At 41.3% G+C, this 24,151-nt stretch carries 15 protein-coding genes; 13 read left to right on the forward strand and 2 right to left on the reverse strand.

Annotation, left to right across the window (positions count from 1 at the left end; all coding sequences use genetic code 11):
• Nucleotides 1-8 precede the first annotated feature (8 nt).
• The 10 genes from GO009_RS12975 to GO009_RS13020 all read left to right on the forward strand — a co-directional run bounded on the left by GO009_RS12975 (nt 9) and on the right by GO009_RS13020 (nt 14,956).
• A complete protein-coding gene (locus GO009_RS12975) occupies nt 9-1,532 on the forward strand; it encodes a SusD/RagB family nutrient-binding outer membrane lipoprotein (protein ID WP_163626672.1) in 1,524 nt (507 codons plus the stop codon).
• A gap of 360 nt (nt 1,533-1,892) precedes the next feature.
• Nucleotides 1,893-3,140, forward strand: coding sequence for an FAD-binding oxidoreductase (locus GO009_RS12980; protein WP_163626673.1), 1,248 nt, complete (start codon nt 1,893-1,895; stop codon nt 3,138-3,140).
• A 35-nt stretch (nt 3,141-3,175) separates the two neighbouring features.
• Nucleotides 3,176-5,335 (forward strand): glycoside hydrolase family 20 zincin-like fold domain-containing protein, encoded by a 2,160-nt coding sequence (locus GO009_RS12985; RefSeq protein ID WP_163626674.1) that lies wholly within the window; start codon nt 3,176-3,178, stop codon nt 5,333-5,335.
• Nucleotides 5,336-5,338: 3 nt separating this feature from the next.
• Nucleotides 5,339-6,454: an amidohydrolase family protein gene (locus tag GO009_RS12990; protein WP_163626675.1), complete on the forward strand. Its 1,116-nt coding sequence runs from the start codon at nt 5,339-5,341 to the stop codon at nt 6,452-6,454.
• A 17-nt stretch (nt 6,455-6,471) separates the two neighbouring features.
• Entirely contained in the window at nt 6,472-7,683 is a 1,212-nt protein-coding gene (locus tag GO009_RS12995; protein WP_163626676.1) for a hypothetical protein, read from the forward strand.
• A gap of 16 nt (nt 7,684-7,699) precedes the next feature.
• Nucleotides 7,700-9,826, forward strand: a complete 2,127-nt coding sequence (locus GO009_RS13000; RefSeq protein WP_163626677.1) for an alpha-galactosidase — start codon at nt 7,700-7,702, stop codon at nt 9,824-9,826.
• Entirely contained in the window at nt 9,823-10,728 is a 906-nt protein-coding gene (locus tag GO009_RS13005; RefSeq protein ID WP_163626678.1) for a hypothetical protein, read from the forward strand. Before GO009_RS13000 ends, GO009_RS13005 begins: the two co-directional genes overlap by 4 nt.
• Nucleotides 10,725-12,839, forward strand: a complete 2,115-nt coding sequence (locus tag GO009_RS13010) for a S9 family peptidase (protein ID WP_163626679.1) — start codon at nt 10,725-10,727, stop codon at nt 12,837-12,839. The genes GO009_RS13005 and GO009_RS13010 overlap by 4 nt, the downstream gene beginning before the upstream one ends.
• Nucleotides 12,836-13,804, forward strand: a complete 969-nt coding sequence (locus tag GO009_RS13015; protein WP_163626680.1) for a glycosylase — start codon at nt 12,836-12,838, stop codon at nt 13,802-13,804. The genes GO009_RS13010 and GO009_RS13015 overlap by 4 nt, the downstream gene beginning before the upstream one ends.
• A gap of 72 nt (nt 13,805-13,876) precedes the next feature.
• Nucleotides 13,877-14,956, forward strand: a complete 1,080-nt coding sequence (locus GO009_RS13020; protein WP_163626681.1) for an SGNH/GDSL hydrolase family protein — start codon at nt 13,877-13,879, stop codon at nt 14,954-14,956.
• A 353-nt stretch (nt 14,957-15,309) separates the two neighbouring features.
• On the opposite strand, the gene GO009_RS13025 is transcribed toward GO009_RS13020, so the two are convergent.
• Nucleotides 15,310-16,890 (reverse strand): amidohydrolase family protein, encoded by a 1,581-nt coding sequence (locus GO009_RS13025; RefSeq protein WP_163626682.1) that lies wholly within the window; start codon nt 16,888-16,890, stop codon nt 15,310-15,312.
• Between the two features lie 204 nt (nt 16,891-17,094).
• A complete protein-coding gene (locus GO009_RS13030) occupies nt 17,095-17,619 on the reverse strand; it encodes an RNA polymerase sigma-70 factor (protein WP_163626683.1) in 525 nt (174 codons plus the stop codon).
• A gap of 168 nt (nt 17,620-17,787) precedes the next feature.
• On the opposite strand from GO009_RS13030, the gene GO009_RS13035 reads away from it, so the two are divergent.
• From GO009_RS13035 to GO009_RS13045, 3 genes are all read left to right on the forward strand, one after another.
• A complete protein-coding gene (locus GO009_RS13035; protein ID WP_163626684.1) occupies nt 17,788-18,945 on the forward strand; it encodes a FecR family protein in 1,158 nt (385 codons plus the stop codon).
• Nucleotides 18,946-19,104: 159 nt separating this feature from the next.
• A complete protein-coding gene (locus tag GO009_RS13040) occupies nt 19,105-22,668 on the forward strand; it encodes a SusC/RagA family TonB-linked outer membrane protein (protein WP_163626685.1) in 3,564 nt (1,187 codons plus the stop codon).
• Between the two features lie 18 nt (nt 22,669-22,686).
• A complete protein-coding gene (locus GO009_RS13045) occupies nt 22,687-24,105 on the forward strand; it encodes a SusD/RagB family nutrient-binding outer membrane lipoprotein (protein WP_163626686.1) in 1,419 nt (472 codons plus the stop codon).
• Nucleotides 24,106-24,151: the final 46 nt, after the last annotated feature.

Below are 24,151 nucleotides of genomic sequence, written 5' to 3' on the forward strand. Positions count from 1 at the left end.
AAAATATTATGAAAAGCGTAATTAATAAAATTTTGGTTGTACTGGTAATTTCAATTTTTGGGCTTGTACCCTATTCCTGTACAAAGAATTTTGATGAGTTGAACACAGACCCCAAACTCATCACCGATGATGATATCAAAACCGAATTGATCTTTACGAAAGTATTGAAGGAATCCATTTTTGAGATTCTCAATACAGGAAGAATGGGAGAGTTTTCAAATTATATTAAAAGAGAGGATTCAAACAATGTTCTCACATTGGTGAGCTTTAGTGAACCGTTTGATGATTATACACAATATATATCCAATTTAGAGGCTATAATCCGATTGACCTCGGAGGATAGCAGTTTTAAGCACAGGAATGCCATGGCGCGCATTTGGAGAGTTTGGGTCTATCATAGGATAACGGATGCACTTGGTGATGTACCCTATTTTGAAGTGGCCACCTCTTTCGACGATATCACCCTATATCCCAAATATGATTTGCAGGAAGAGATATATAGAGACCTGTTCAATGAATTGGAGGAGGCCGTGACGGCATTGTCAAGTGGGTCGAACCAAGATGGATTTGGTACTGCAGATATATTGTATGGGGGTGATGTGGATTCCTGGGTTCGTTTTGCCAATTCACTTCGTTTACGGCTTGCACTAAGGGTTAGGTATGCAGACCAAGCATTGGCCCAAGAAAATATCACTGCAGTGGCTGCGGCTCCTTTGATCAATTCAAATGAATGGAACGCAGTACTTACAACCGAAGGGGAGGATGCCGAGGACTTGTCCAATACCAACCCTTTGTATCAGCAAGTAGTAAATGGTTCGGCCGGCGCAGGATCTTCGGTTACGGCAGGGCTAACATTGGTTGAGAACCTGACTAGGACCAACGACCCTAGACTGCCAATATATCTGCTTCCAAACAGTGAGGGTGATTATATTGGAGGCGCAATAAACCTTACGGCCGAAGAAAAAGCTTCCTATGCCGACGTTTCGAAATGGGGAACGTATTTCAGGAATGCGGAATATGATTTCAATATCATTCAATCCTCGGAAGTAAATTTGCTACTGGCAGAAGCTGCATTGATGGGGCTAATTTCAGGGGATGCAAACATGTATTATCAGCAAGGAATTAGGCTTTCTATGGAACAATATGGTGTGGATGAAGTTGATATTGAAACATTTTTAGATTCTTCTGCGGGTACGTTGGCGGGTTCTGAAGAAGAAAAGTTGGAGATGATAATTACCCAAAAATACCTTGCACTAATTGGGGATAACTATGAGGCATTTGCAGAACATAGAAGAACGGGATATCCAAGGGTATGGATAGGAAGTGAACCTTCTTTGGACACCGATGGTGCCCTGCCTCGAAGATTACCTTATCCATTGGTTGAATATAATCTGAACCCTACAGGGGTGAGCGGGGCTGCTGATAGATTATCAGACGGTGATGACATGACATCACGAATTTGGTGGGATGCCAAGGAAGGTTTGCCATTTCAACATCCCCTCCAAGGAATATATCCTCCATATGAAGAGTAGTATGGACTAGGAGATTAATAGATGGTCATATCCAATTTGAGTTAGTTAGTTTAGTTCATTACCGGGATTGTCAAAACCAGGTAAGGTCATTGGCAGTTTCGGTAATTCTTTTTGGATATATTGAGAATTTGGCGGAGGTCTCCTGTTTTAAATTTAGACACAAATAAAAACCGATCTATTTACTTACTGGGACAAGAAAGGATTGGGATTGCTGTAATTTGTGCGATGAAACGCTTTTTCAAATAGTGAAAGAGCAATGTTATAATAGAAGGAAAAATTAAAGTATTGGGTAACTTGGACCTCATTACTATATACACGGGGGTAATTAAGGTCAAAAGCATTGAATTTTTTTATAGAATTATGGACAGAAACAAATTTGATGTGGTCATAGTGGGAGGTGGGGTCATCGGATTGTTCTGTGCCTATTATTTAAACTTGCAAGGAAAGTCTGTATTGGTCTTGGAGAAAGGAGAGATCATGAAATCCTGCTCATATGGTAATTGTGGTTTAATAAGTCCAAGCCATGCCTTTCCATTGAATAGTCCACAACTGCTTTTAAAGGCAGCGAAGTGGGTTTTCCAAAAGGATTCACCCTTTTATGTTCGACCCCAATGGGATAAGGAATTTCTAAGCTGGATGTTTGATTTTGCCAAAATTTCGTTAACCAAAAACCAACGGGTCAAAAGTATGCACGGCAGGCATGGGCTATTGACCTCCAGCAGGGATCTCTATGGTGAACTATTGGCAGATAGTAATTGGAACTGCAATTGGTCCCCAAGTGGAATTCATTTTGTTTTTCATAAAAGAAAGTGTTTTGAAGAGTATGCAAAGAAGGATGATATATTGAAAATACTAGGGGTGGCAGCGCAGCCATTAATTTCCAGTGAACTTCATGATATGGAACCTTCTCTAACGGAATATGCCTATGGGTCATGGTATTACCCCATGGATGCCTCATTAAACCCAGGTGAGCTTTTGATGGAATTGAGTACGAAGTTAAGAGAACGCGGGGTTCAGATTATTGAAAACTCTCCTGTGGAGGGTTGGTTGGAATCCAATGGCGGCCTATTTGGGGTGCAATTGGCAGACAGCGAATATTTAGCGGACAATGTGGTTCTGGCTACTGGAAGCGTATCACCTAAGATGGTGGAGAACCTTAAATTAACGCTGCCCGTAATACCTGGCAAGGGGTATAGTATAACCATGAAGTCTCCAAATGTACAGCCAAAGTGCCCTATCATATTTGATGAGCATAAGGTAGTTGCTACACCATGGAAGGATAGCTATCGTTTAGGAGGAACAATGGAGTTTTCCGGTCATGATTCCAGCTTCAATCCACATCGAATTGAAAATTTAAAGACAGTGGCCTCAAAGTATTTAAAGGAGCCCTATTCGCAAGAACATGTTTCAAATTGGTTTGGTTGGAGGCCCATGACCCCTGATGGGTTGCCTATAATTGACCGATCACCGAGGCATTCAAACCTATTTTTAGCTTGTGGGCATAACATGCTGGGACTGAGCATGGCTCCTGCTACAGGGAAAATGATATCTGAATTAATTGATGGACAAGTATGTCATATCGATCCACAACCCTATTCATTAAATTAGAAAGTAAGTCTATCATGAAAGAGAAGTTTTATAGGATGAAATTTAAACTTGTATTGGCATTGGCCTTGTTTACATTGACCATAAGTGCCCAACGTCCAAACTCGGAACTCGCTTCCATTGGTTTGCATGTTGTCCCTTATCCACAGCAGGTTATATTGGATGGAAAGGATTTTTATTTCACTCAAACGCTAGATATTGACCTAGAAGGGAAAATCAGTGAAGTAGATCAACGAACTGCCCAGCATCTGGCCAAGGAACTTGAGCAATGGGGTATTCAGACCGCCACGCTCACTGGAAAGAATAAAGGCAAGATCGTTCTTTCGGTATCTCCCGAGAACAAAGAAATTAAGCCTCAAGGATATGTGCTCGAATCAGGGGAAAATCAAATTACCATAACGGCCAAGGATGAGGATGGCCTATTCTATGGTGTACAAACTTTGTTACAACTTGTGAAAAAATCGAAAACGGGATTTATGGTCCCGGGAATGCGTATTGTTGATTGGCCTGATGTTGCAATTAGGGCAATACATTATGATACCAAACATCATCAAGACAAGGGAAGTTATGTTAAAAAATTGATTCGTGACTTAGCAAGATACAAGATTAACATGCTGGTATGGGAATGGGAAGATAAATTGGAATACGAAAGCTATCCACAGCTTGGTGCTCCAGGGGCTTTTACCAAGACAGAGATGCAAGAGTTTACCGAGTATGCCAGAGATTATCACATTGAATTGACTCCATTGGTTCAAGGTCTGGGGCATGTCAGCTTCATATTAAAATGGCCTCAATTTAGAAACCTCAGGGAAGTTGAGGATTCTGATTGGGAGTTTTGTCCCCTAGAAGAAGGCACATATGACCTCTTGTTCCAATTATGGGACGAAGCCATTGAAGCCACTCCTGGATCGGAATATATCCACATCGGGTCGGATGAGACCTTTGAACTCGGAGTTTGTGATAAGTGTAAGGCAAAGGCCAAGACCATTGGTAACAGTGGACTGTACCATCTTTTTGCGCAAAGAGCCGCAAAACATCTTAAAAAGAAGCGAAAGGTAATGGTTTGGGAACGGCCCATGGGTTGGATGAAAAGCGGTTCTCCATTGAAAAACATGAAAGTGGATACTGATTTGGTACTGACAGAAGAATACCATTATGAAACCGCCGAATTCACTTATGCCAAACAGGCATACGATATGGGTTTTGAACTGTTCATGTACGACCCAAACCCAGGTTTGGAGCCTTTGTTCCTACCATATCATTTTAAAATGACCTCCAATCGTATTTCATCCACACCAAGAAAAGTTCAAGGTAGTTTGAAATCTTCATATGATTTATTGACAGCCTCCGCCAATACAGGACTGTTCCATGGAATGATCAACACATCATGGGATGATTCAGGTTTGCACAACCAAATGTGGATGTTGGGGTTTGCCGCTTCCGCACAATATTCATGGAATGCAAATGCACCGACTTTGGATGAGTTTGAGGATTCGTTCTTCATTAATTATTATGGACAGGAAGTAAAGGACATGAAGGAGCTGTATGAATTGCTCAACGAAGGGGCTTATTTTTATGCCCATTCACTAGAGCGAAATCTATGGCATCATGGAGATATAGGAAAAACCCACTTGCCAGATATTCCTCGGGGTCAGTACATTGAATATGACCCGTATTGGAACTTTGAGTATGCAAAGCAGATCGCTAAATCCAAAGACCAATTAAAAAATATACGAAGAGCACTTCAAATCATTGACTACAACAAAAAATTAGCCAATAAAAACAATTATGATTTTGAAGTATATAGAAGTATAGCCAAGCTCATTGAGCATACCTCTCTACTTTATATAGATTTGTCGAACCTGGAAAAAACGATTACCAGCGCACATAAAAATGCCTTTTCTGATAGGAAGGCCAGTCTCCAAAGGTTGAAGGATGCAGAATTACTGATTGAAAACATTTTGGAGCGACGGGAGCAAACATATGACAGTTTGGTAGAAACTTGGGAAAAGACAAGGTTGCCCAAGGGAATGTCTACATCAGACAAGAAATATTTCTTTAAAATGGACCGCTCAAGACATTTTGCCAATCGAAGGCCGGATATGAGCTATTTAATCTATGATGAACAACTCTTGGACTTGGAAGGTTACTTGGAGAAGTTACGGGATTATAGAGAGAATTTTCAATTAAAATTTTAAGCTATGCCAAACTCAATACACATATTATGTTTAAAGCGATTTCTTGGTGTTGGATTGCTCTTGGTGACAATTGTGGGATGTAGAAATAAAACGCCCAACTTTTATAGTGAATCTGACTATAGGGTGGTGCCTAAAATTGATGCCCATATTCATGTTTCTGCAAAAGAAAATCTCTTTGAAGAGCAGGCAAAACAGAATGGATTCCAATTACTGAACATAGTGGTGGGCGGTTCTAGTGAACCGGATACATTAAGAAAACGATTCGATTTTAGGATTTCAAAAAAAAAGGAATTCCCAGATTTATACGAAGTGGCCACATCCTTTTCAGTAAAAGAATGGGATCAACCCCACTGGGCAACAAAAACAATATCCAGATTGGAAGAAGATGTTAAAAAGGGGGCCATAGCGGTCAAAGTGTGGAAAAACATTGGTATGGTGCTTAAGGATTCCACAGGGCAGTTAGTGATGGTAGATCATCCCAAGTTGGACACTATTTTCAATTATCTGGCCCAGAAGGATATCCCGGTAATTGGACATTTGGGTGAGCCAAAGAACTGTTGGCTTCCACTTGATGAAATGACGGTGGCCAATGACAGTATTTATTACAGCGAACATCCCCAATACCATATGTATAAACAACCTGAATTTCCATCCTACCAAGACCAAATCGATGCAAGGGACCGTATGCTCGAAAAACATCCCGACCTCACTTTTATTGGTGCGCATTTGGGGAGTTTGGAATGGAGTGTGGATGAGCTTGCCAATCGCTTGGACAGGTTTCCCAATATGTCAGTGGATATGGCTGCCAGAATTGGGCAAATCTTTTATCAAACCATTGAAGATAGGGAAAAAGTAAGGGATTTTTTTATCAAATATCAAGATAGAATCCTTTATGCCACCGATTTGGGTTATGGCGGAAAGAAACCAGTTGATGAACAAATAAAACTGATGCAGGAAACTTGGAAGTTGGACTGGGAGTTTTTGGTCACCGACAAGATTTTAACGAATTATAGGGTTTCCCAACCTTTCCAAGGTCTTAAGTTACCACGTGAAGTTGTGGATAAAATTTATTACGGGAATGCGCAAAAATGGTTGAACATGTTCGCTGATAAAGATTAAAAAAATCGTGGACTAAAATGAACAATACTATGATATTTAGAGCTTTGGTCTTATTTTGTGGTGTAATCCTTTTTACAGCAGTACAGGTCAAAGGAATATCAGAAAACAAAGGATCCATGGATGCAGACATGGTCGAAATTCCTCGGATTGATTTTGTGGAAATGGCAGAAAACCAAATCCATGAAAACAAGGAAACGACTATTTGGTATGATGATTTTTCTACATCAAAAGTCTATCTAGACCAAAGGGGCAAGATAGATACCAGTGAAAATTATGGGGATTATGGTGGATCCGTGAACGTTGGTTTTAATAAAGGTGATGTCTTTGGCAAAGGTGATAGAAAGGTGGCTTTTGGAGATTTTCCCGGCAATGGTCCTGTTCAGCACCCCAACCGCAGTTTCGATGAAGTTTATTGGAGAATATATGTAAAACATGAAAAGGGATGGGAGGGAGCACCCGCTAAAATGTCCAGAGCAACTAGTATAGTATCAAAAAAATGGAACCAAGCTATGATTGCCCATGTGTGGAATGGTGGGGCCACCGTTTTGACTCTAGATCCGGCAAGAGGAGTTAAAGGTCAAACAGATTCCATAGTGACTACCAAGTATAATGACTTTGATCACCTTTTTTGGTTGGGCCATGATCCAAAAGGTACATTTCACCTGACCTCAAATGAAGAATCGGGTTATTGGGTACTGGTCGAAGCAAGAGCAAAACTGAATACCCCTGGAAAAAGTGATGGGATAAACCAGCTTTGGATTGACGGTAGACTGGAAATTGACCGTCACGGGCTCAACTTTCGGGGAAGCTATACCGAACATGGTATCAATGCGGTTTTTTTAGAATCCTATTGGAACAGCGGAGCGATAAAGGATCAGGGACGCTGGTACGACAACTTTGTTATAGCTACCGAACGCATCGGGCCGATTCAAAGTCCAATAAACCCAACAATTTGTAAAACTGAGTTTAGTGGAAAAGGAAAATTGGCCGAATGGGAGCTACAGTTGGCTACTGACTACCAAGGCAATGAGGTGGTATACAAATCCCATAAACTTACCACAGATAGGTGTATAGAAATAAATGGTTTTAACGGCACTTTTTTTGGGGATTTAAAGAAGGGAAAACAATTAAGACCCGGACAATCCTATTTTGGTCGTGTCAGACAGAAAAATACCAGGGGAATTTGGTCCAAGTGGAGCAGATGGCACCAAGGTTTTAATGTGCAATAATTTTTGAACATAAGCGATGCAGAATTTAACAAGCAGAGGTAGGATGTTGTTTATTGGCATGTGGTGTGCCGCAATAAGCCTATGGGGCCAAGAAAGCAGCATCTCAAGTGATTTTTTGGAAGTTGATTATAATAAAAGGATGAAAGGGACCATTCAATGGACCTCGCAATATAAAGATGGCTTGCAAAGTGCCAAAATAGGGTTGAATGAGGGAGTATCTATTGATGGCGTATGGGCCGATGGGTTTTTAATGGCCGAACCAAAACCAAAAACCAGCACAATCATACATCCTGAATTTGGGAAAAGCCAAAAGCTTGTGGTTGAAGGTGTCTTTCAAAAAAACGATATTACCATTTTAAGGCAAACCACTATTCTTTTGCCCATGGACTTTCCTAACACTGCTGCTTTTCAGACCACCTACACCAATCGAGGAAATCGCACGGTAAAAATAGATAGTATCCATATCCAACGCCTTGATTTTAATGCAGATGGATTGGGTGACGGTAAATCTGACACAGTACCACTGACTTCATTTCAAGGTGGAGTAACCGCTTGGGGAAACGATTATGCCGTAATTCCACTGGAAGAGGGTTTTACGCGGCAAAATTTTCAGGGAATCCATAAAACGGAGGAAGATGAATTCATAGGAGGAGGGATACCGCTCATTGATGTTTGGGGAAGTAATATGGGCATTGCCCTTTGTCATTTAGACCAGAAACCTCGTTGGGTTTCTCTTCCCGTGGCCGTAGGGCAGGGCGGAGCAATGGAAATGGGCATTGTAGAAATCCCTGAAGAGCAGTTGGGAATGAAGGCCCGTTTGAAACCGGGTGAGCAATTCACCTCTGTGATGAACGCTGTTGTTTTTCATGAACTCGATTATTATAATGCGTTGAAAACATATAGCAATCTGTTAAGGGCTAGAGGAATTGCAATACCCAAAGAATCCCCCGCTGGTGCCCATGATCCGTACTGGAAAAGTTGGGGCTTCGCCTTAGACTTCACATTGGAAGAAATTTACGCCATTTTACCGGAGCTTCGAGAAATAGGAGTGCGCGTGGCCAATTTGGATGATGGTTGGTTTGATTATTATGGGGATTGGGACGTAAACCGGTCAAAAGGAAAATTTCCAAGAGGGGAGTCGGATATGCTTGCCTTTGTGGATAGGCTCCATACCGAAGGATTTAAGACCAACTTATGGTGGCACCCCCTCGGAGTAAGCCCTGAAAGCAAACTGACCCAAAATACACCAGAATACTTGGTTATGGATGCAAATGGCCAATATGTTGAGGACAAACGGGGACTGTATCAATTATGCCCGGCCTACCAACCCGCTTTACAGCATGTCCAAAAATTGGTAGAACGTTTTGTCGGTAAATGGAAGTATGACGGTCTTTATTCCGATACCAGGGGACTGTCCGCCGTTCCTCCCTGTTTTAATCCGGTTCATGGCCATCAAAGACCATTGGAATCGTTTGAACAACTTCCAAGGGTATTTGAAGTCATCAATACAACACTCAAAGATTTGAACAAAAACGCATTGCATGAAGTATGCATCTGCGCTGCTCCTCATTCTCCCTATAATATGCCTTATTACGATATAGCCAATGCCTCAGATCCAGTAAATTTAGAACAGACCAGAAGGAGGATCAAGGTAGAAAAGGCGTTGCATGGTCCCTCTTATGCCGTTGGTGACTGTTACCAGGTTCCAGATGACGAATGGAGTGGGTTCTCTGTGGCGCAATCATTTGAAAGTGCTGTTGGGATAGGAGCTCAGGCCACCACTTTTTATACAGATTTGGATCCGAAGCAAAAAAAGATATGGAAACGCTGGTTTAAGCTGTACAATGAGATGGAACTGAGCAGTGCAGAATACATGAACCTCTATGACATTGTCCACGATAAGCCCGAGGCACATGTTGTGGAAAAGCAAGGGACACTTTATTATGGTTTTTTTGCTGAATTATGGTCCAAGGAAGATTCACTTCGGTTGCGAGGGCTGAAACCAGGCATTGACTATGCGGTATATGATTATGGGAATCAAAGGGACTTGGGTACGCTGAACGGAGACGAACCTATTCTTCATTTGGGCTTTAAGGGACATTTGCTGCTTAAGGTGACACCAATCAATCACAGATATAAATGAGAACTTTCATATATATATTGATTTTTCTTGGTCCATGGCTTGGATGTACACAAGATTCTGAAAAAAAAACAGTAAAGGAGCAGAAGCTTGTATTTTATGAAGATTTTGAAGCTAAGACCATTGAAGATGTCGCACAGCAGTGGAATGAGAGAAAAAATCTTAAGGGAATGTCATTTTCTAACGATGTACCTCAAGGAAGCAGAGGTAAACAATCGTTAAAAATCACCTATATAGCTGGGAAGGATGAAGGAGGGCATTTGTTCAAAAATTTTCCTGAGGGTTATGACCAACTCTATGCTAGATTTTATGTAAAGTTCCTAACACGGAAGGCAAAGGTGCATCATTTGGTGAAATTGGGAGGATATTACCCACGGGTTCCCTATCCGCAGGGTAAAGCAGGACTTAAGCCAAGCGGGGCCGATTTTTTCATTTCAGGTATTGAAACCCCGGATTATAATAAATGGAATTGGGGGTTTTATACCTATTGGATGCATATGGCTGGTAGTCCAAATAAGTATTGGGGGAATGTGTTCTTCCCTAAAAAAGCAAAGAAAGTTCCCGTTGGGGAATGGATATGTGTTGAGTTTATGATCAAAGTCAATAATCCAGTAAATAGTTACAATGGAGAGCAAGCCTTTTGGATAAATGGTAAAAAAATTCTCCACTTGGGCGAGGGATTTCCAAATATGGATAGAAACGGGGGATGGAATTTGGAGAATGCTGATGGAATTCCGTTTGAAGGATTTCAATGGCGTTCGGATGACAGGTTAAAACTTAGTTTTTTTTGGTTGAACTATTATATGACAAAAGGCGCTCCGGGAGAAATTGATCAAATCTTATTTGACGACGTAGTAATTTCAAAAGAATATATAGGCCCTTTAAAAAACAGTAAGAAAGAATGAGACGTTACCTATTTGCATATCAGAAAAAAAGTAAAAGATGGTTTTGGTTTCCTGCATTGCTGCTGATCTTGTCTTTACCAGAGAATCTTTTTGCCCAGGTTGAAGGATTTAGAGTATTGCAGCAACAAGACCAAAGAAATGACATTCACTGTTATTTAGGCAATGTTGCATCCCAGATTACATGGAACTCCTTATCTAAGATCAATAGTTTGGATGACTGGACCAATGTTCGGGAAAATAGAAAGGAAATGCTGTTGGAGATGCTTGGGCTAGAGGACAAATTTAATGCACCCCGACCTCCTTTAAATATTAAGAAAACAGGTGTTATTGATCAAGAAGGATTTAAAATAGAAAAGCTTTACTACGAATCCATGCCCGGATTGTTTGTCGCCGCTAATTTATATATTCCTGAAAACAAAGGAAATAAGATGCCGGGAATTCTTTATGTATGTGGGCATGCCCATACGCAAAAACATCACTATCAAGCCCATGCCCGTAATTTTGCCCTAAATGGTTTTGTTGTATTGATTATTGAAACCATTCAAAGGGGAGAGGTAAAGGGAGAGCATCTGGGAGCCTACGAAAAAGGTTTTTTTCACTGGTACAGCAGAGGGTATAATCCTGGAGGGGTAGAGGTTTGGAACGGTATCCGAGGATTGGACCTGCTCAGTGAACTACCAGAGGTGGATAAAAGAAAGCTTGGAGTTACGGGTATATCGGGGGGAGGTTCCCAAAGTTGGTATCTTCCAGCGGTGGATAATCGGATAAAGGCCGCTGCAGCCGTAGCCGGTGCAGGTTCCCTAGAAGGACAGATTCGGCAACGAACCATTGATGACCACTGCGATTGTATGATGCCAATAAATACTTATAAAATAGATTTCACGGATATAGGGGCACTCATCGCCCCAAGACCCTTTATGATAGCTCAGACCAGACAAGACATCTATTATTCCATTGAATCGGTTCGCACATTGTACCATAAGATAAAATCAGTCTATCAATTGTACGATCAACCGGATAATCTCCAAATGAAAGAGGCAGAAGGCAAACACAGCTATGGAAGCGATGAATCGCTCAGGGCAGAAATACTCGCTTTTTTTCTGAAAGAACTAAAAGGAGAAAACGTTTCATTAAATGATGTTGGTACTATTTCTGTTGAAAAAGTCTTGTCCAACGAGTCCCTAAAAGTATATGGTCGAGAAATACCAAAAGGGGATTTGACGAAGGTCATACAAGAATCCTTTGTACCCATGGCAGTTCCCCCAAAAATTCCCAATGAATTGAGTTTAAAGAAATACAAGGAAAAGGTAGTTTCCTTATTAAGGCAAAAAACATTCAACGGTTTTCCAGAAATCGAAGTGCCCTTGGCGATTCGGGAAGAATTTAAGGGAGCCCCAGGAAATACAATGAAAAGGAATGATTATAGTTTTGTGTCCGAGGAAGGTTGGCGATTACCTTTTTCAGTACGAAAGAACAAGAAAAGTCCTAAAACCAAGAAAAAACCTGTTTTACTGGTGCTCCGTAATCCTGAAGAAGAGCGATATGCGTCTGAAAGTTTTATCTCAGGGGCCTATAAACAAATGGATGTGATCTTTTTGGAAACTAGGGGAACAGGAAGAACAGCTTGGTCTCCATCACGCCAATGGCATATTAGGAGATCTGCGGCATGGACAGGAAGAACCGTGGCATCCATGAGGGTGTATGATGTACTCCGTAGCTTACAGGCCATAAGACAACTCCCTGAATATGGACCTGATGTTGATATCCATTTGGCAGCACAGGGTGAAATGACAGTGGTGGCAGCATATTCGGCACTTATGGATGGAAACGTGGAGACACTTTTTCTAAAAGACCTTCCCGCTACTCAAAATATGGCCAGCGATCCTGCAGGTAAAGAAAATGCAATAGAACTGTTGAATTGCCTAAAAATTACAGATATTCCCCAAGTAGTTGGCTTGCACTGCCCTAAAAAAGTAGTCTTGATTGGTGATGTTCCCACTACCTATGATTGGGCTGAGGATTTATATAGCGATTTGGATAATTCCAGTGGTTTAGAGCATACAGAAGAACTTAAAGATTGGTTTAATACCACAGAAAATTTTAAAAAATGAGAAAAATAAGTAGCCTCGCTATTATGGCCATTGCTTTTTTTGTGATATCCTGCGAGCAAAAACAGAAAAAGAAACCAACTGAAGAAAAGGACGATACTTCGGTAAGTTTTTCGGCTGAAATGGTTGAATTTGAGCCGATTTCCCAAAATCCATTGTTTGCCGGAACCGATGCCGATTCTTGGGATAGGAATATAAGGGAACGCGGTTTTATTCTCCATGACGAAGGAAAGTATAAGCTATGGTATACAGGGTACAATGACAGTATTACCAAAAAAAGATTTGTTGGGTTGGCTCTTTCCGATGATGGAATTCAGTGGGAACGTTTCTCGGACAGTCCCATTCTTGAAGATGTGTGGGTGGAAGATATGTTTGTACTTAAACATGATGGGATGTACTACATGTTTGCTGAAGGAGAAAATGATGTTGCCCATTTATTAATATCAAAAAATGGTGTGGATTGGGAACCCAAAGGAAAACTTAACCTGTTAAAAGCTAACGGTACACCATTAGACCCAGGACCCTATGGTACCCCAACGGTTTGGGTGGAAGATGGGGAAAAGTATTTGTTTTATGAACGTAATGATTTAGGCATTTGGTTGGCCAAGTCCGACGATTTTAAGACATGGACAAACGTCCAAGATGAACCTGTACTTAAAATGGGCCCGGAAAAATATGATGAGGCGGCGGTAGCGGCCAATCAAATTGTAAAGTATCAAGGAAACTACTATATGTTCTATCATGGCTCGGATAATCCAGATTGGCATAAAACGGATGTAACGGCTCTTTGGTCATCCAACGTTGCGGTTTCCAAGGACCTTGTCCATTGGACCAAGTATCCGGGAAATCCCATTGTAGCTGGGGACCATTCCAGTAATATTATGGTTTTTAACGGGAAAGAACACATCTTGTACACTACCCACGACCAGATTTGGAGGTATAATCCAAAAAAATCCAATTCAAATTAGGGCCAACCCTATATTTTTTAGGTTTTGATGGCCTGGATTTGATTCAGGGAAGATATTTTAATTTCACATAAGATGGCCCGAATATTTATTTTCCTATTGGTAATACACAATACCATATCTGCACAGGTATCCGAAGCTTTTGTATGGTATGACCCCATGGACCATATGGAACGGTTTGAAGGACAGGGGTGGGACAATATGGGGTATCATAGGTTTCCCGATAAAGCCAAGAACCTGGTCAGGGATGCTGTTTGGCAGCTCTCCCAAAATGCTGCGGGGCTGAACATTAAATTTCAAACAGATTCACAACAGATTGTTGTAAAATATATAGTCTCTGAGAGGTTGGGCATGCCCCATATGCCAACAACCGGGGTCAGTGGTCTTGATCTCTATACAAAGGATGGGGATAAGTGGCTATGGTGCAAGGGGGCCTATCAGTTTAAGGATACTATTGAGTACCACTTTAAAATTAAAAGGCAACCTGATACGGTTCGGGAATACCAATTGTTTTTACCCCTGTACAATACTGTTAAACATTTGGAGATAGGTGTCCCTAAAACCAAAGGATTCAAATTTATACCTTGTTCCACAAAAAAGCCCATTGTGGTATATGGAACTTCCATTGTCCAGGGTGCTTGTGCATCCAGACCAGGGATGGCCTGGACAAACATCGTATCAAGAAATATAAATTCGCCGATTGTCAATCTTGGTTTTTCGGGCAATGGAAGATTGGAAGAAGAAGTAATTGACCTGCTTATGGAAATTGATGCGGCTGTCTATGTCCTGGACTGCATGCCCAATCTTAAACCGTCGGATACCAAGGAAGAAGTAATGAAAAGAATTTTTAGAAGTGTGGACCAATTGCGAGTAAATAACAATACCGTTCCCATAGTGTTGGTCCAGCACTCTGGTTATTCGGATGGATTGGTAAATTGGGAACGACAGCACAGATACAAAACATTGAACAAATGGTTGACCAAATCCTATAAACAACTAATAAAGGACGGTGCCAAAAATGTATACCTGATAACAAAATCAGATTTATGTATGACCAATGATTCCTATGTGGACGGAACCCACCCCAACGATTTGGGCATGAATCAATACGCCAAGGCCTATCAAAAGACATTTATGAAAATACTACCGTACTAATCTTATTGAGATAGTCCTCGAAATTTGGTCGTTCCCATTTGCCTAAGTGTTTCCCATATTGTGTAGATACCCCGATTTTTAGAACAGGATTTCAAAGTTAATTCAAACAGTCAACATGCTCTTTTCTCAGTCTCCAGTCAAATCTAGTAAGTTCACCTTCGGGAGGTATGTTTTCTCGGAAGGACAGCCCTGAGTCCCATGAGCCTGTATTAGAGCCGTTCGATACGGTTCCTTTAGCGATGATAATAGAAAAAGCCCTGGATTCCATCCAGGGCTCTTGTTGGATTTAAGAAAGAATGTGCTTTCTCAATCAGCTTAGAAATAGTATGTTTTGGGCAAAACCATTTTGTGGATTATTTGCCTCTTTCTTGTTTTTGTTTGTTTACCATGGTCTCAACATCGCTCAATAATTTTTTGGCATCATAAATAATTCCGTCCTTAATGGTGTATTCAATTCCCCCAACACGTTCTACCTTAGCAGTTTCATCATTAAGTCGTACGGCACCCGTACCATAAAGTACTTTTAAGTTCTGTAATGGATTTTCATCAACAATAATCATATCTGCCAATAGTCCAGGACGTATTACACCATACTCGATAGGTTTCTTAAGGGGCTTAAAAATTTCTTCGGCACTGTGCATGGTAGCGGAACGAATTACTTCCAACGGATGAAACCCAGCTTCTTGGAGCATTTCAAGCTCCAGGATTGTTCCGAAGCCATAAGTCTGGTAAATAAACCCGGAGTCGGAACCCAAGGTTACCTTTCCGCCCATATTCTTGTACTCGTTTAAAAATTGCATCCAGACCTGATAGTATTTTTTCCAAGCAACTTCATCTTCGGTAGTCCAATCAAACCAATAAGCGCCATGGCTTGTGCGGCTTGGGGAAAAGAAATCCATTAAAGAGGGCAAGGTATATTTTTTATGCCAATCTGCGTTACGAGCCCTCATTACATCTCTCCCGGCAGAATATATCGTCATGGTTGGGTTGATGTAAAAATCCAATTCCAAGAATTCATCGAGAAGGGCATTCCATTTTTCACCACCAGGTTTTACCAAGTTCCATTGACGGGCAACTTGACCAAAGCGATGTTGTTCGTCTCCATAATTAATATCAACGGGCCAAGGTTGCACATCGTTGTTTTCGTACATGGACTCAAACAATCCGTAAAAGTGCGTCATACTGGTAAGGCCCAATCTGGCGGCATCAATGGCATTCATTTGGGCCACACCACTTTGTGCAAGGTGAGCGGTGCTTCCCATGCCCAGAGAATTAGCTTCGTCCAATACGGCCTCCATGATGGCTGGGCGGTGAGCCCCTAATTTTAGCCCGTCCACACCTTTTTTATTGGCGTAGCGTACCCATTCTCTGGCATCTTCTGGCGTCAGGATTTTTCGGTTTTCCCATTCTTTTCCAGTTCCAATTCTATGAAAAGAGATCATTCTGGGCGCCACAATTTCATTTTTGGCACTTCTCTCTTTTTCTTTTAAAGACCATTCAAGGTCTGCAAAGGGGACGCCCCTTACCGTGGTAATACCGTGGGCCATCCATAATTTATAAACGTATTCTGCTTCTGGTGCTTTAGGTTTTCCTCCGGTATGCACATGAAGATCGATCAATCCGGGCATAACATATTTCCCAGTGGCATCGATTTCTTTGGTTTTGCCGTCGCCAAGTTTGGGCCGTTTGGTTTGGTCAATGGCAACTTTGGGAACACCGACCCTTGCGATGTCCACAATTTTGTTATCCTCCACAATAATGTCCACGGGCCCGGAAGCTGGCCCGCCGGTGCCATCGATCAAAATAGCGCCTCTAATAATAAGTCTGTCAAAAGGGCCTTCTCCTTCGCCCGGTTTTCTGTCCGGTGCACCAATGGTTTGGGCGCACATCAGCATGGGGAGCAAAAGAAGTGCTGTAAATAATAATCTTTTCATGATTTAAAGTTTAAATGAATGGTTGTTGGTTCAACATCAAAAGTTAAAGGTTGTAACCACCTTTTTTATGAACAGTTCTACTACTATGTTAAAAAAATAGGGGTATAGGGTGACACAATGCTTTTTTTTAAAAAATGGAAGGCTATACAAAGTGTTTTTTGAGTTGGGTGGAAATGAGTGCCAAAGAAACCACAAGAGGGTTGATTACTGGAATAAATAGGAAAAGAGGTGAAGTAGGAGGAATACGGCAATATAATCCTCTTTTCGGTAAGACCTCAAAAAGGCATAGGCTCTTTTCATTTGGGTTTTGACCGTATTTACGGAAATTCCGTTGGTTTCGGCAATTTCTGCATAACTTTTTCCATGGACCACTACCGATAAAAAAATTTCCTTTCTTTTTTCTGGCAGTAGATTTACCAGTTCGTTTAGTTTGTTGTTTTGTTTGTCATTTGGAATATTTGAGCTGCTGTCTTCTGCTCGAATGTCCTCAAACATTCTTTGCTCCTTGTTTTTTTTGTTCAAATATTGGAGGCTCAGGTTTTTGACCGATTTCCTTGCATATGCCTCAAAAGACGTTGATATGGATATGGACTCTCGTTTGTTCCAAAAAGAAACAAAGAAGTCTTGGACAATATCTTTCGCAACATCTTTGTCCTTTACAATAGAAAACGAAACTAGACACAAAAGGGCGTAATTTTTTTTAAACAGCTCTTCAACCTTAAATGTCATATTTAAAGAGGTTTCGGGGTTACAAAGAAATTTAAAACTGAGGAAATATAAAATTAATCTTTGGGTTATGCCAAATTCATAATAAAAATTATGGGTTTCCAAAAAAATATTTTGTGTTTGTCACCCTGTTTTAAAAAATTATTATCTACTAGGTAAGAACAATATTTAATGCACAAAAAAGAAACATTAAAATTACTTCTAAAAAAGTTGAGCGCATCCACCCAATGGAAGGGCAAACCTGAAAAGGATCAGGAGGAATGGATAGGGGAATTGTACAATTCGCTTGTAGAGGAAGATTTGGTTGATGAGTCCTTGTCTTTTCTTGATGACTTGGATGTAGAGGGCGATTGGGGAAAGGTGAAGGAACGTTTGGCAGAACCAAAAACCATGAAACTGGGAGCAAGGAGAAAAATATTTAAATATGCGGCAATTTTTCTAGGATTGATTTCTTTAGGGCTAGGTTTTGTGTGGATTTATGATAGTGGTGTCCCTAAAACAATTCCGCATCAAAAAGGGAATTTTGTTATCCTGAATACAGGTGATGGTACAAAATTCATAGATAATCATGAGAGCCACTCCATAAAGTTGTCTACAGGTGAAACTGTCGCGGTCCATTATGGGGATACCCTTATTTACGAGGCCAATGAGGGAATTAGCGATTCCATTTTCAATGAACTTCAAATTCCTAATGGAAAAATGTTCACGTTGGTATTGTCGGACGGAACCAAGATTCAGCTTAATTCGGGAACCAAAATCAAATTTCCTGCAAGATTTCCCAAAACCGGCAATCGAGAGGTGTACGTGTACGGCGAAGCGTATTTTGATGTAACCAAAGATAGCGAACATCCCTTTATAGTGAATTCGGAAGAAGTATCGGTGAAAGTATTGGGGACAGAGTTCAATTTTTCGTCCTATAAAGAACAAAATGAGGTGACCACTGTTTTGATAGAAGGTTCGGTCAGCCTTAACCATGTTGCCCAAAATAAGGAAGAAGTATTATTGAAGCCAGGGGAAAAAGGTACTTGGGATAGGTTTAAGGGGCGCATGGAGGTAAAAGAGGTTGAAACGAGCCTGTACACTGGTTGGATGAAAGGTGAAGTTGTTTTTAGGAATGCATCGTTTCCTGAATTATTGGCAAACTTGGAAAGGGTGTACAACGTCAAAATTGAAAATACAAACAGTGAAATAGAGAAACAGACCTTCAATGCGAGGTTCAATAGGAATGTTGAACGTATTGAGGATGTTCTGGAGGCCCTCAAAATAATAGTCCCTTTTACCTATGAAGAGGAAAGAGGCGATGATAACCGAAAAATAATAATCAAATAAAACCAGTAACAAACTAATACTAACTCCTAAAACAAAAAAAAGCCAATGAAGTAGTACTCAAAAAAAAGTACACAAAAAGAAAAGGGAATGTTGGCCCATTCCCTCTCTTGAACTGTGTAATAAATATCGATTCAAACTAATTAAATCAATTTCAAAATTATGAAAAAAAAACCATCTAGATTTCTTTTCCTAAAGAGATTCTTAGGGAATGGTTTATCAACCAAACTGACCATTTTCTTAATCATAGCTTCAATTATCCAAATTCAAGCAAATAATACCCCTTCCCAAGGAGAAAAATTATCACTTGATTTGGAGGAAGTTACCCTTGAAAAAGCATTAGGGGAGATAGAATCCGTTTCGGAATATCGTTTTATGTACGAGTACAGCCAAATTCCCCTAAAAAAGAAAGTAAGCTTAAAAATAAATAACCAAAAGTTAGAAGATGTTCTCACCATGCTCTTTAGGGGTACATCAATTGTTTATCAATTAAGAGGGCGTCAAATTATACTTTTAAAATCACCAAACTACAAACCTTCGGACGGGTCGGCTTCGGTTGCACCCGATAAACCCATGTTGCAGCAGACTGTTACCGGAACTGTTGTGGATTTTGATGGACTTCCTTTATTGGGAGCTAATATTATGGTGCAAGGCACATCAACAGGGGCCCAGACCGATTTTGATGGAAACTTCTCCATACAAGCCGAAGTGGGTGCTATTCTGGTAGTGTCCTACATCGGTTTTAAGACCAAAGAAGTAGAAGTTACCGGTAGCGGGCCCATAACCATTGAACTGCAAGAAGATTCTGCACAATTGGACGAGGTTGTCGTAACCGCCCTGGGAATTTCACGAGAGAAAAAGTCATTGGGTTACGCTACACAGGAAGTAGATGGAGAAGATGTGAACAGGACTCCAACCGATAATGTGGTCAATGCGCTCTCTGGTAAGATTGCCGGGGTGCAGATCAAGAACAATACCAATATGGGCGGGTCCAGTAATGTAGTCATCCGGGGTAGTACGTCCTTAACGGGAAACAACCAAGCCCTTTTTGTGGTGGATGGAGTTCCTGTAAGCAATTCCAACTTTAATACTTCTGATCAGCAAACCGGTGCAGGGGGATTTGATTATGGTAACATGGCCTCGGATATTAATCCCAACGATATCAAATCCATCAATGTTCTTAAGGGGGCCGCTGCCACGGCACTTTATGGTTCAAGGGCCACCAACGGGGCAGTTATTATTACAACCAAGTCTGGGGCTGGGTCCAAACAAAAACCTACTGTAACCATAAACTCAAACGTTACAGTAGGGTGGATAGATAAATCCACTTGGCCCGATTTTCAGTATGAATATGGTACTGGTTATGGAGCTGTATATGGAAGCAATGGGGACAGCTTTTTTGTGGATTCCGATGCAAATGGAGATGGTGAAGTGGATTTGGTGACCCCGGCAACAGCATATGGTTCGTACGGCGCGCCTTTCGATTCAAGTTTAATGGTGTACCAATGGGACTCATTCTATGAAGGGTCGCCGTACTATCTACAGCCTACCCCGTGGGAAGCACCTAAAAGTAAGCTTATAGATTTCTTTGAAACTCCCATAACCACCACCAATAGTGTCGCGGTTGCGGGAGCGACTGATAAGGCTACGTATAGGATCGCATATACAAGGTTCAATCAGGAAGGGTTGATGCCCAACAGTAATTTGACGCGGGACAACATCTCCATTAATACCTCTTTTGATATCACGGAGAAACTATCGGTTTCCGGCAGTGCCAATTATATTCTAACTGATGCCCTTGGAAGAAACAGAACTGGACTTGAGACCGGTGGCAATGCCCAAAACGTAATTTCGTCCATGAGAAGGTACTGGGCCATGAACGTAGGGGTCGATGAACTTAAAAACGCCTATTTCAGCACGGGAAACAATGTGGACCCATTTATGGGGGGAACCATAGATAACCCATATTGGGTAGTCTATGAGAACTATCAAAATGATTCCAGAAGTAGAATATTTGGGAACGTTTCCATGAAATATAAATTTACCGATTGGCTCAATATTGAAGGCAGGGTATCTTTGGACACATATTCCTTTATCCAAGAAGAGAGGAACAACAAGGGAACGGCAGGTGCCGTAGGCAGATATTCCAGAAGAAACATCAACTTTAGTGAGGAAAACTACGATTTGATGTTGAACTTTAATAAATATGTTACGGATAAACTGAATATCAGTGGTGTATTGGGAACAAATATTAGAAGAACAGACCTAAGTTCTATTTATGCCGAAACCAATGGAGGATTGGTATTACCGGACCTGTTCTCCCTGTCCAACTCCCTGAATTTACCCCCTGCACCTGTTGAAAGTGTGGAGAAAGTGGGTGTCGATGGTTTTTATGGATTGGCTTCATTTGGATACGATAATCTTATCTATTTGGACCTAACGGGCAGGTTTGATCATTCTTCGACATTGCCCGAAGAAAACAGCACTTATTTTTATCCATCTGTTTCTTCGAGCTTTGTGTTTTCCAATCTTTTGGACAAGAGCTGGTTGAGTTTTGGAAAGCTTCGTTTAAACTATGCGGAAGTGGGTAGCTCGGCACCTGCCAACAGTTTGGTGGATGTATTGGACAAGCCTACCCCGTTTGGATCGGTACCTTTATATGGAACCAACAGCACAAAGAACAACCAAGACCTGCTCCCCGAAACAACAATAAGTTATGAAGCGGGGCTCGAAATGAGGTTTTTGAACAGTAGATTGGGCTTGGACCTGTCCCTGTACAAAACAAACTCAAAAGATCAAATCATTCCTGTGGCCATTTCCACTACAACAGGGTATTCTTCAAAGTTCGTAAATGCCGGAGAGATTGAAAACAAGGGTATTGAAGTAGCCATTAACGGTGATATTGTTCCAACAGGGGATTTTCAATGGCGTGCGAATGTAAACTGGGCACAGAACAGAAGTAAGGTGTTGTCTCTTTTTGAAGGAGGGAGCAACTTACAACTGGGAACTGTTAATGGGGTGTCGATCAATGCAACTGTGGGAGAACCTTATGGGACGATTCAGGGAACAGATTTCATCTATGTAGATGGAAAGCCTCTGGTAAACCAAGAAACAGGCGTTTACGAAAGGACCACAACTTCCAACAATGTTATCGGTAACATTACCCCGGACTGGACAGCGGGTATTACCAACTCGTTCAAGTACAAAAACTTTGACTTGAACTTTTTGATCGATATTCAAAGTGGGGGTGATGTGTATTCCAACGATATCGCAACAGGTAATAGATCGGGACTGTATCAATGGTCAGTGGGCCTCAACGATTTGGGAAACCCAATTAGAAACTCGCTTGCCAACGGAGGAGGTATTGTTCTGGACGGTGTTGCTCCGGACGGTTCTCCCAATACCGTGAGAACAGCGATGGATAATTATAGGAATGCAACGGGTAGTGTAATGGCACCAAGGGCTTATTTTATATACGATGCATCATTTGTTAAATTAAGAGAAGTTGCGCTCAACTATAATTTTCCCAAAATGCCGTTTATGGATAAAATAAATGTCCAATCCATAAGATTGGGACTGGTTGCTTCCAATTTATGGATCATACATAAAAACCTGCCCTATGCAGATCCAGAGGCAGGGTTAAGTTCAGGTAACTTGCAAGGTTCCCAGAATGGGGTGCTGCCAACGGTGAAAAACATTGGTGTAAACCTTCAAGTTCAATTCTAAACCAAAAAAAATCAGAAAATGAAAAACTATTATATCATATTTTTAATAGCACTGTTTTTCTCATGTTCCGCTGATTTGGAAGACATGAACGTCGATGTGAAGAACGCAACGGAGGCTCCGGCAGAAACCTTTTTCAATAATGCATTGAAAAACCTTTCCGATACGATGAGCGGGATTACCTATGGGGCCAACGGAAATCCGTTCAATACAACAAGATTGTTGGTACAGCAGATATCGTCGGTAACTTATAATGAAGGAACCACATACTATTCCAACTTTACTTGGAACGAAGTATATATGGATATCTTGAACAACCTTGGTAAAAGCCGGGAAGTTGTTGAAGAATCTGGGAACATAAGTCCTGTGAATACAAATCAATTGGCCATTATAGAGATTGTGGAGGTATACACCTTTGGTAAACTTGTCGAGGCATTTGGGAATATCCCATATACGGAAGCCTTGGATGTCAATAATATATCACCGGCTTACGATGACGAAGAGGTTATTTATGCAGATTTGATTTCTAGACTGACCGCGGCCATCGGTGCCTTGGATGAATCCCAAGCTTCATGGAATCAGGATATCCTATATAATGGAGACATTGTGGGATGGAAAAGGTTCGGCAGCTCTCTGTTATTTCAAATGGGGATGAGGGTCATTGATGCAGACCCAACACTTGGAAACGAAGCAATTACAGCGGCGTCGCCCAATATTTTCACCTCAAATGCAGATATAGCACAAGTAGAACATTTGGAATCACAGCCCAACACGGCAGAACTATGGACGGATTTGGCTGTTGGAAATCGAAGGGATTTTGTGGGATGTGATGTTTTTGTAGACTACATGAACGATCTTGATGATCCAAGGAGAACCGTTTTTTTCCAAGAAGTGGATGGAACCGATGAGGTTTACCTTGGTGCTCCTTCCGGACTTACTGTAGCCTATTTTGATTATTCCAGATTCGGGACCTTGTTCTATCAACCAACAACTCCCGTAATTTTGTTGGATTATGCCACTGTGGAATTTTTGTTGGCAGAAGCAGCAGAACGCGGGGTTGCCGGTGTAACGGATGCAGAAGGCCATTATAACCAAGCCATTCGAGCTTCTTTTGAATATTATGGGCTAGGAGATAGTGTAGATGCCTATTTGACAAATCCGGATGTGGCCTATGCTACCGCACCTGGAACTTGGAAACAAAAAATAGGTATGCAAAAATGGGTGGCACTCTTTAACCAAGGATTGGAAGCATGGACCGAGTACAGAAGGCTGGACTATCCAATTTTAGAAGCACCACCCCAGTCCTTCGTTCCCACAGTACCGATAAGATTGACTTATCCAATTTCGGAACAAACGTTGAACAGGGCCAATTATGAAAGTGCGGATGCAGCGATAGGGGGGGACTTGTTTACAACAAGTTTGTTTTGGGATGTAAACTGATAAAGGAATCATAAGCTTTAATAAATAGATTGTCGGGGACGGGTTT

Source organism: Allomuricauda sp. TY007, assembly GCF_010468565.1.
Taxonomy (GTDB): Bacteria; Bacteroidota; Bacteroidia; order Flavobacteriales; family Flavobacteriaceae; genus Flagellimonas.

Bases quoted from the DNA above. Each gene is read 5' to 3' on its own strand.
- GO009_RS12990 (WP_163626675.1), top strand. From the start codon at position 5,339: ATGCCAAACTCAATACACATATTATGTTTAAAGCGATTTCTTGGTGTT.
- GO009_RS13035 (WP_163626684.1), top strand. From the start codon at position 17,788: ATGCACAAAAAAGAAACATTAAAATTACTTCTAAAAAAGTTGAGCGCA.
- GO009_RS13045 (WP_163626686.1), top strand. From the start codon at position 22,687: ATGAAAAACTATTATATCATATTTTTAATAGCACTGTTTTTCTCATGT.
- GO009_RS13040 (WP_163626685.1), top strand. From the start codon at position 19,105: ATGAAAAAAAAACCATCTAGATTTCTTTTCCTAAAGAGATTCTTAGGG.
- GO009_RS12980 (WP_163626673.1), top strand. From the start codon at position 1,893: ATGGACAGAAACAAATTTGATGTGGTCATAGTGGGAGGTGGGGTCATC.
- GO009_RS13015 (WP_163626680.1), top strand. From the start codon at position 12,836: ATGAGAAAAATAAGTAGCCTCGCTATTATGGCCATTGCTTTTTTTGTG.
- GO009_RS13020 (WP_163626681.1), top strand. From the start codon at position 13,877: ATGGCCCGAATATTTATTTTCCTATTGGTAATACACAATACCATATCT.
- GO009_RS12975 (WP_163626672.1), top strand. From the start codon at position 9: ATGAAAAGCGTAATTAATAAAATTTTGGTTGTACTGGTAATTTCAATT.
- GO009_RS13005 (WP_163626678.1), top strand. From the start codon at position 9,823: ATGAGAACTTTCATATATATATTGATTTTTCTTGGTCCATGGCTTGGA.
- GO009_RS12995 (WP_163626676.1), top strand. From the start codon at position 6,472: ATGAACAATACTATGATATTTAGAGCTTTGGTCTTATTTTGTGGTGTA.
- GO009_RS12985 (WP_163626674.1), top strand. From the start codon at position 3,176: ATGAAATTTAAACTTGTATTGGCATTGGCCTTGTTTACATTGACCATA.
- GO009_RS13025 (WP_163626682.1), bottom strand. From the start codon at position 16,890: ATGAAAAGATTATTATTTACAGCACTTCTTTTGCTCCCCATGCTGATG.
- GO009_RS13000 (WP_163626677.1), top strand. From the start codon at position 7,700: ATGCAGAATTTAACAAGCAGAGGTAGGATGTTGTTTATTGGCATGTGG.
- GO009_RS13030 (WP_163626683.1), bottom strand. From the start codon at position 17,619: ATGACATTTAAGGTTGAAGAGCTGTTTAAAAAAAATTACGCCCTTTTG.
- GO009_RS13010 (WP_163626679.1), top strand. From the start codon at position 10,725: ATGAGACGTTACCTATTTGCATATCAGAAAAAAAGTAAAAGATGGTTT.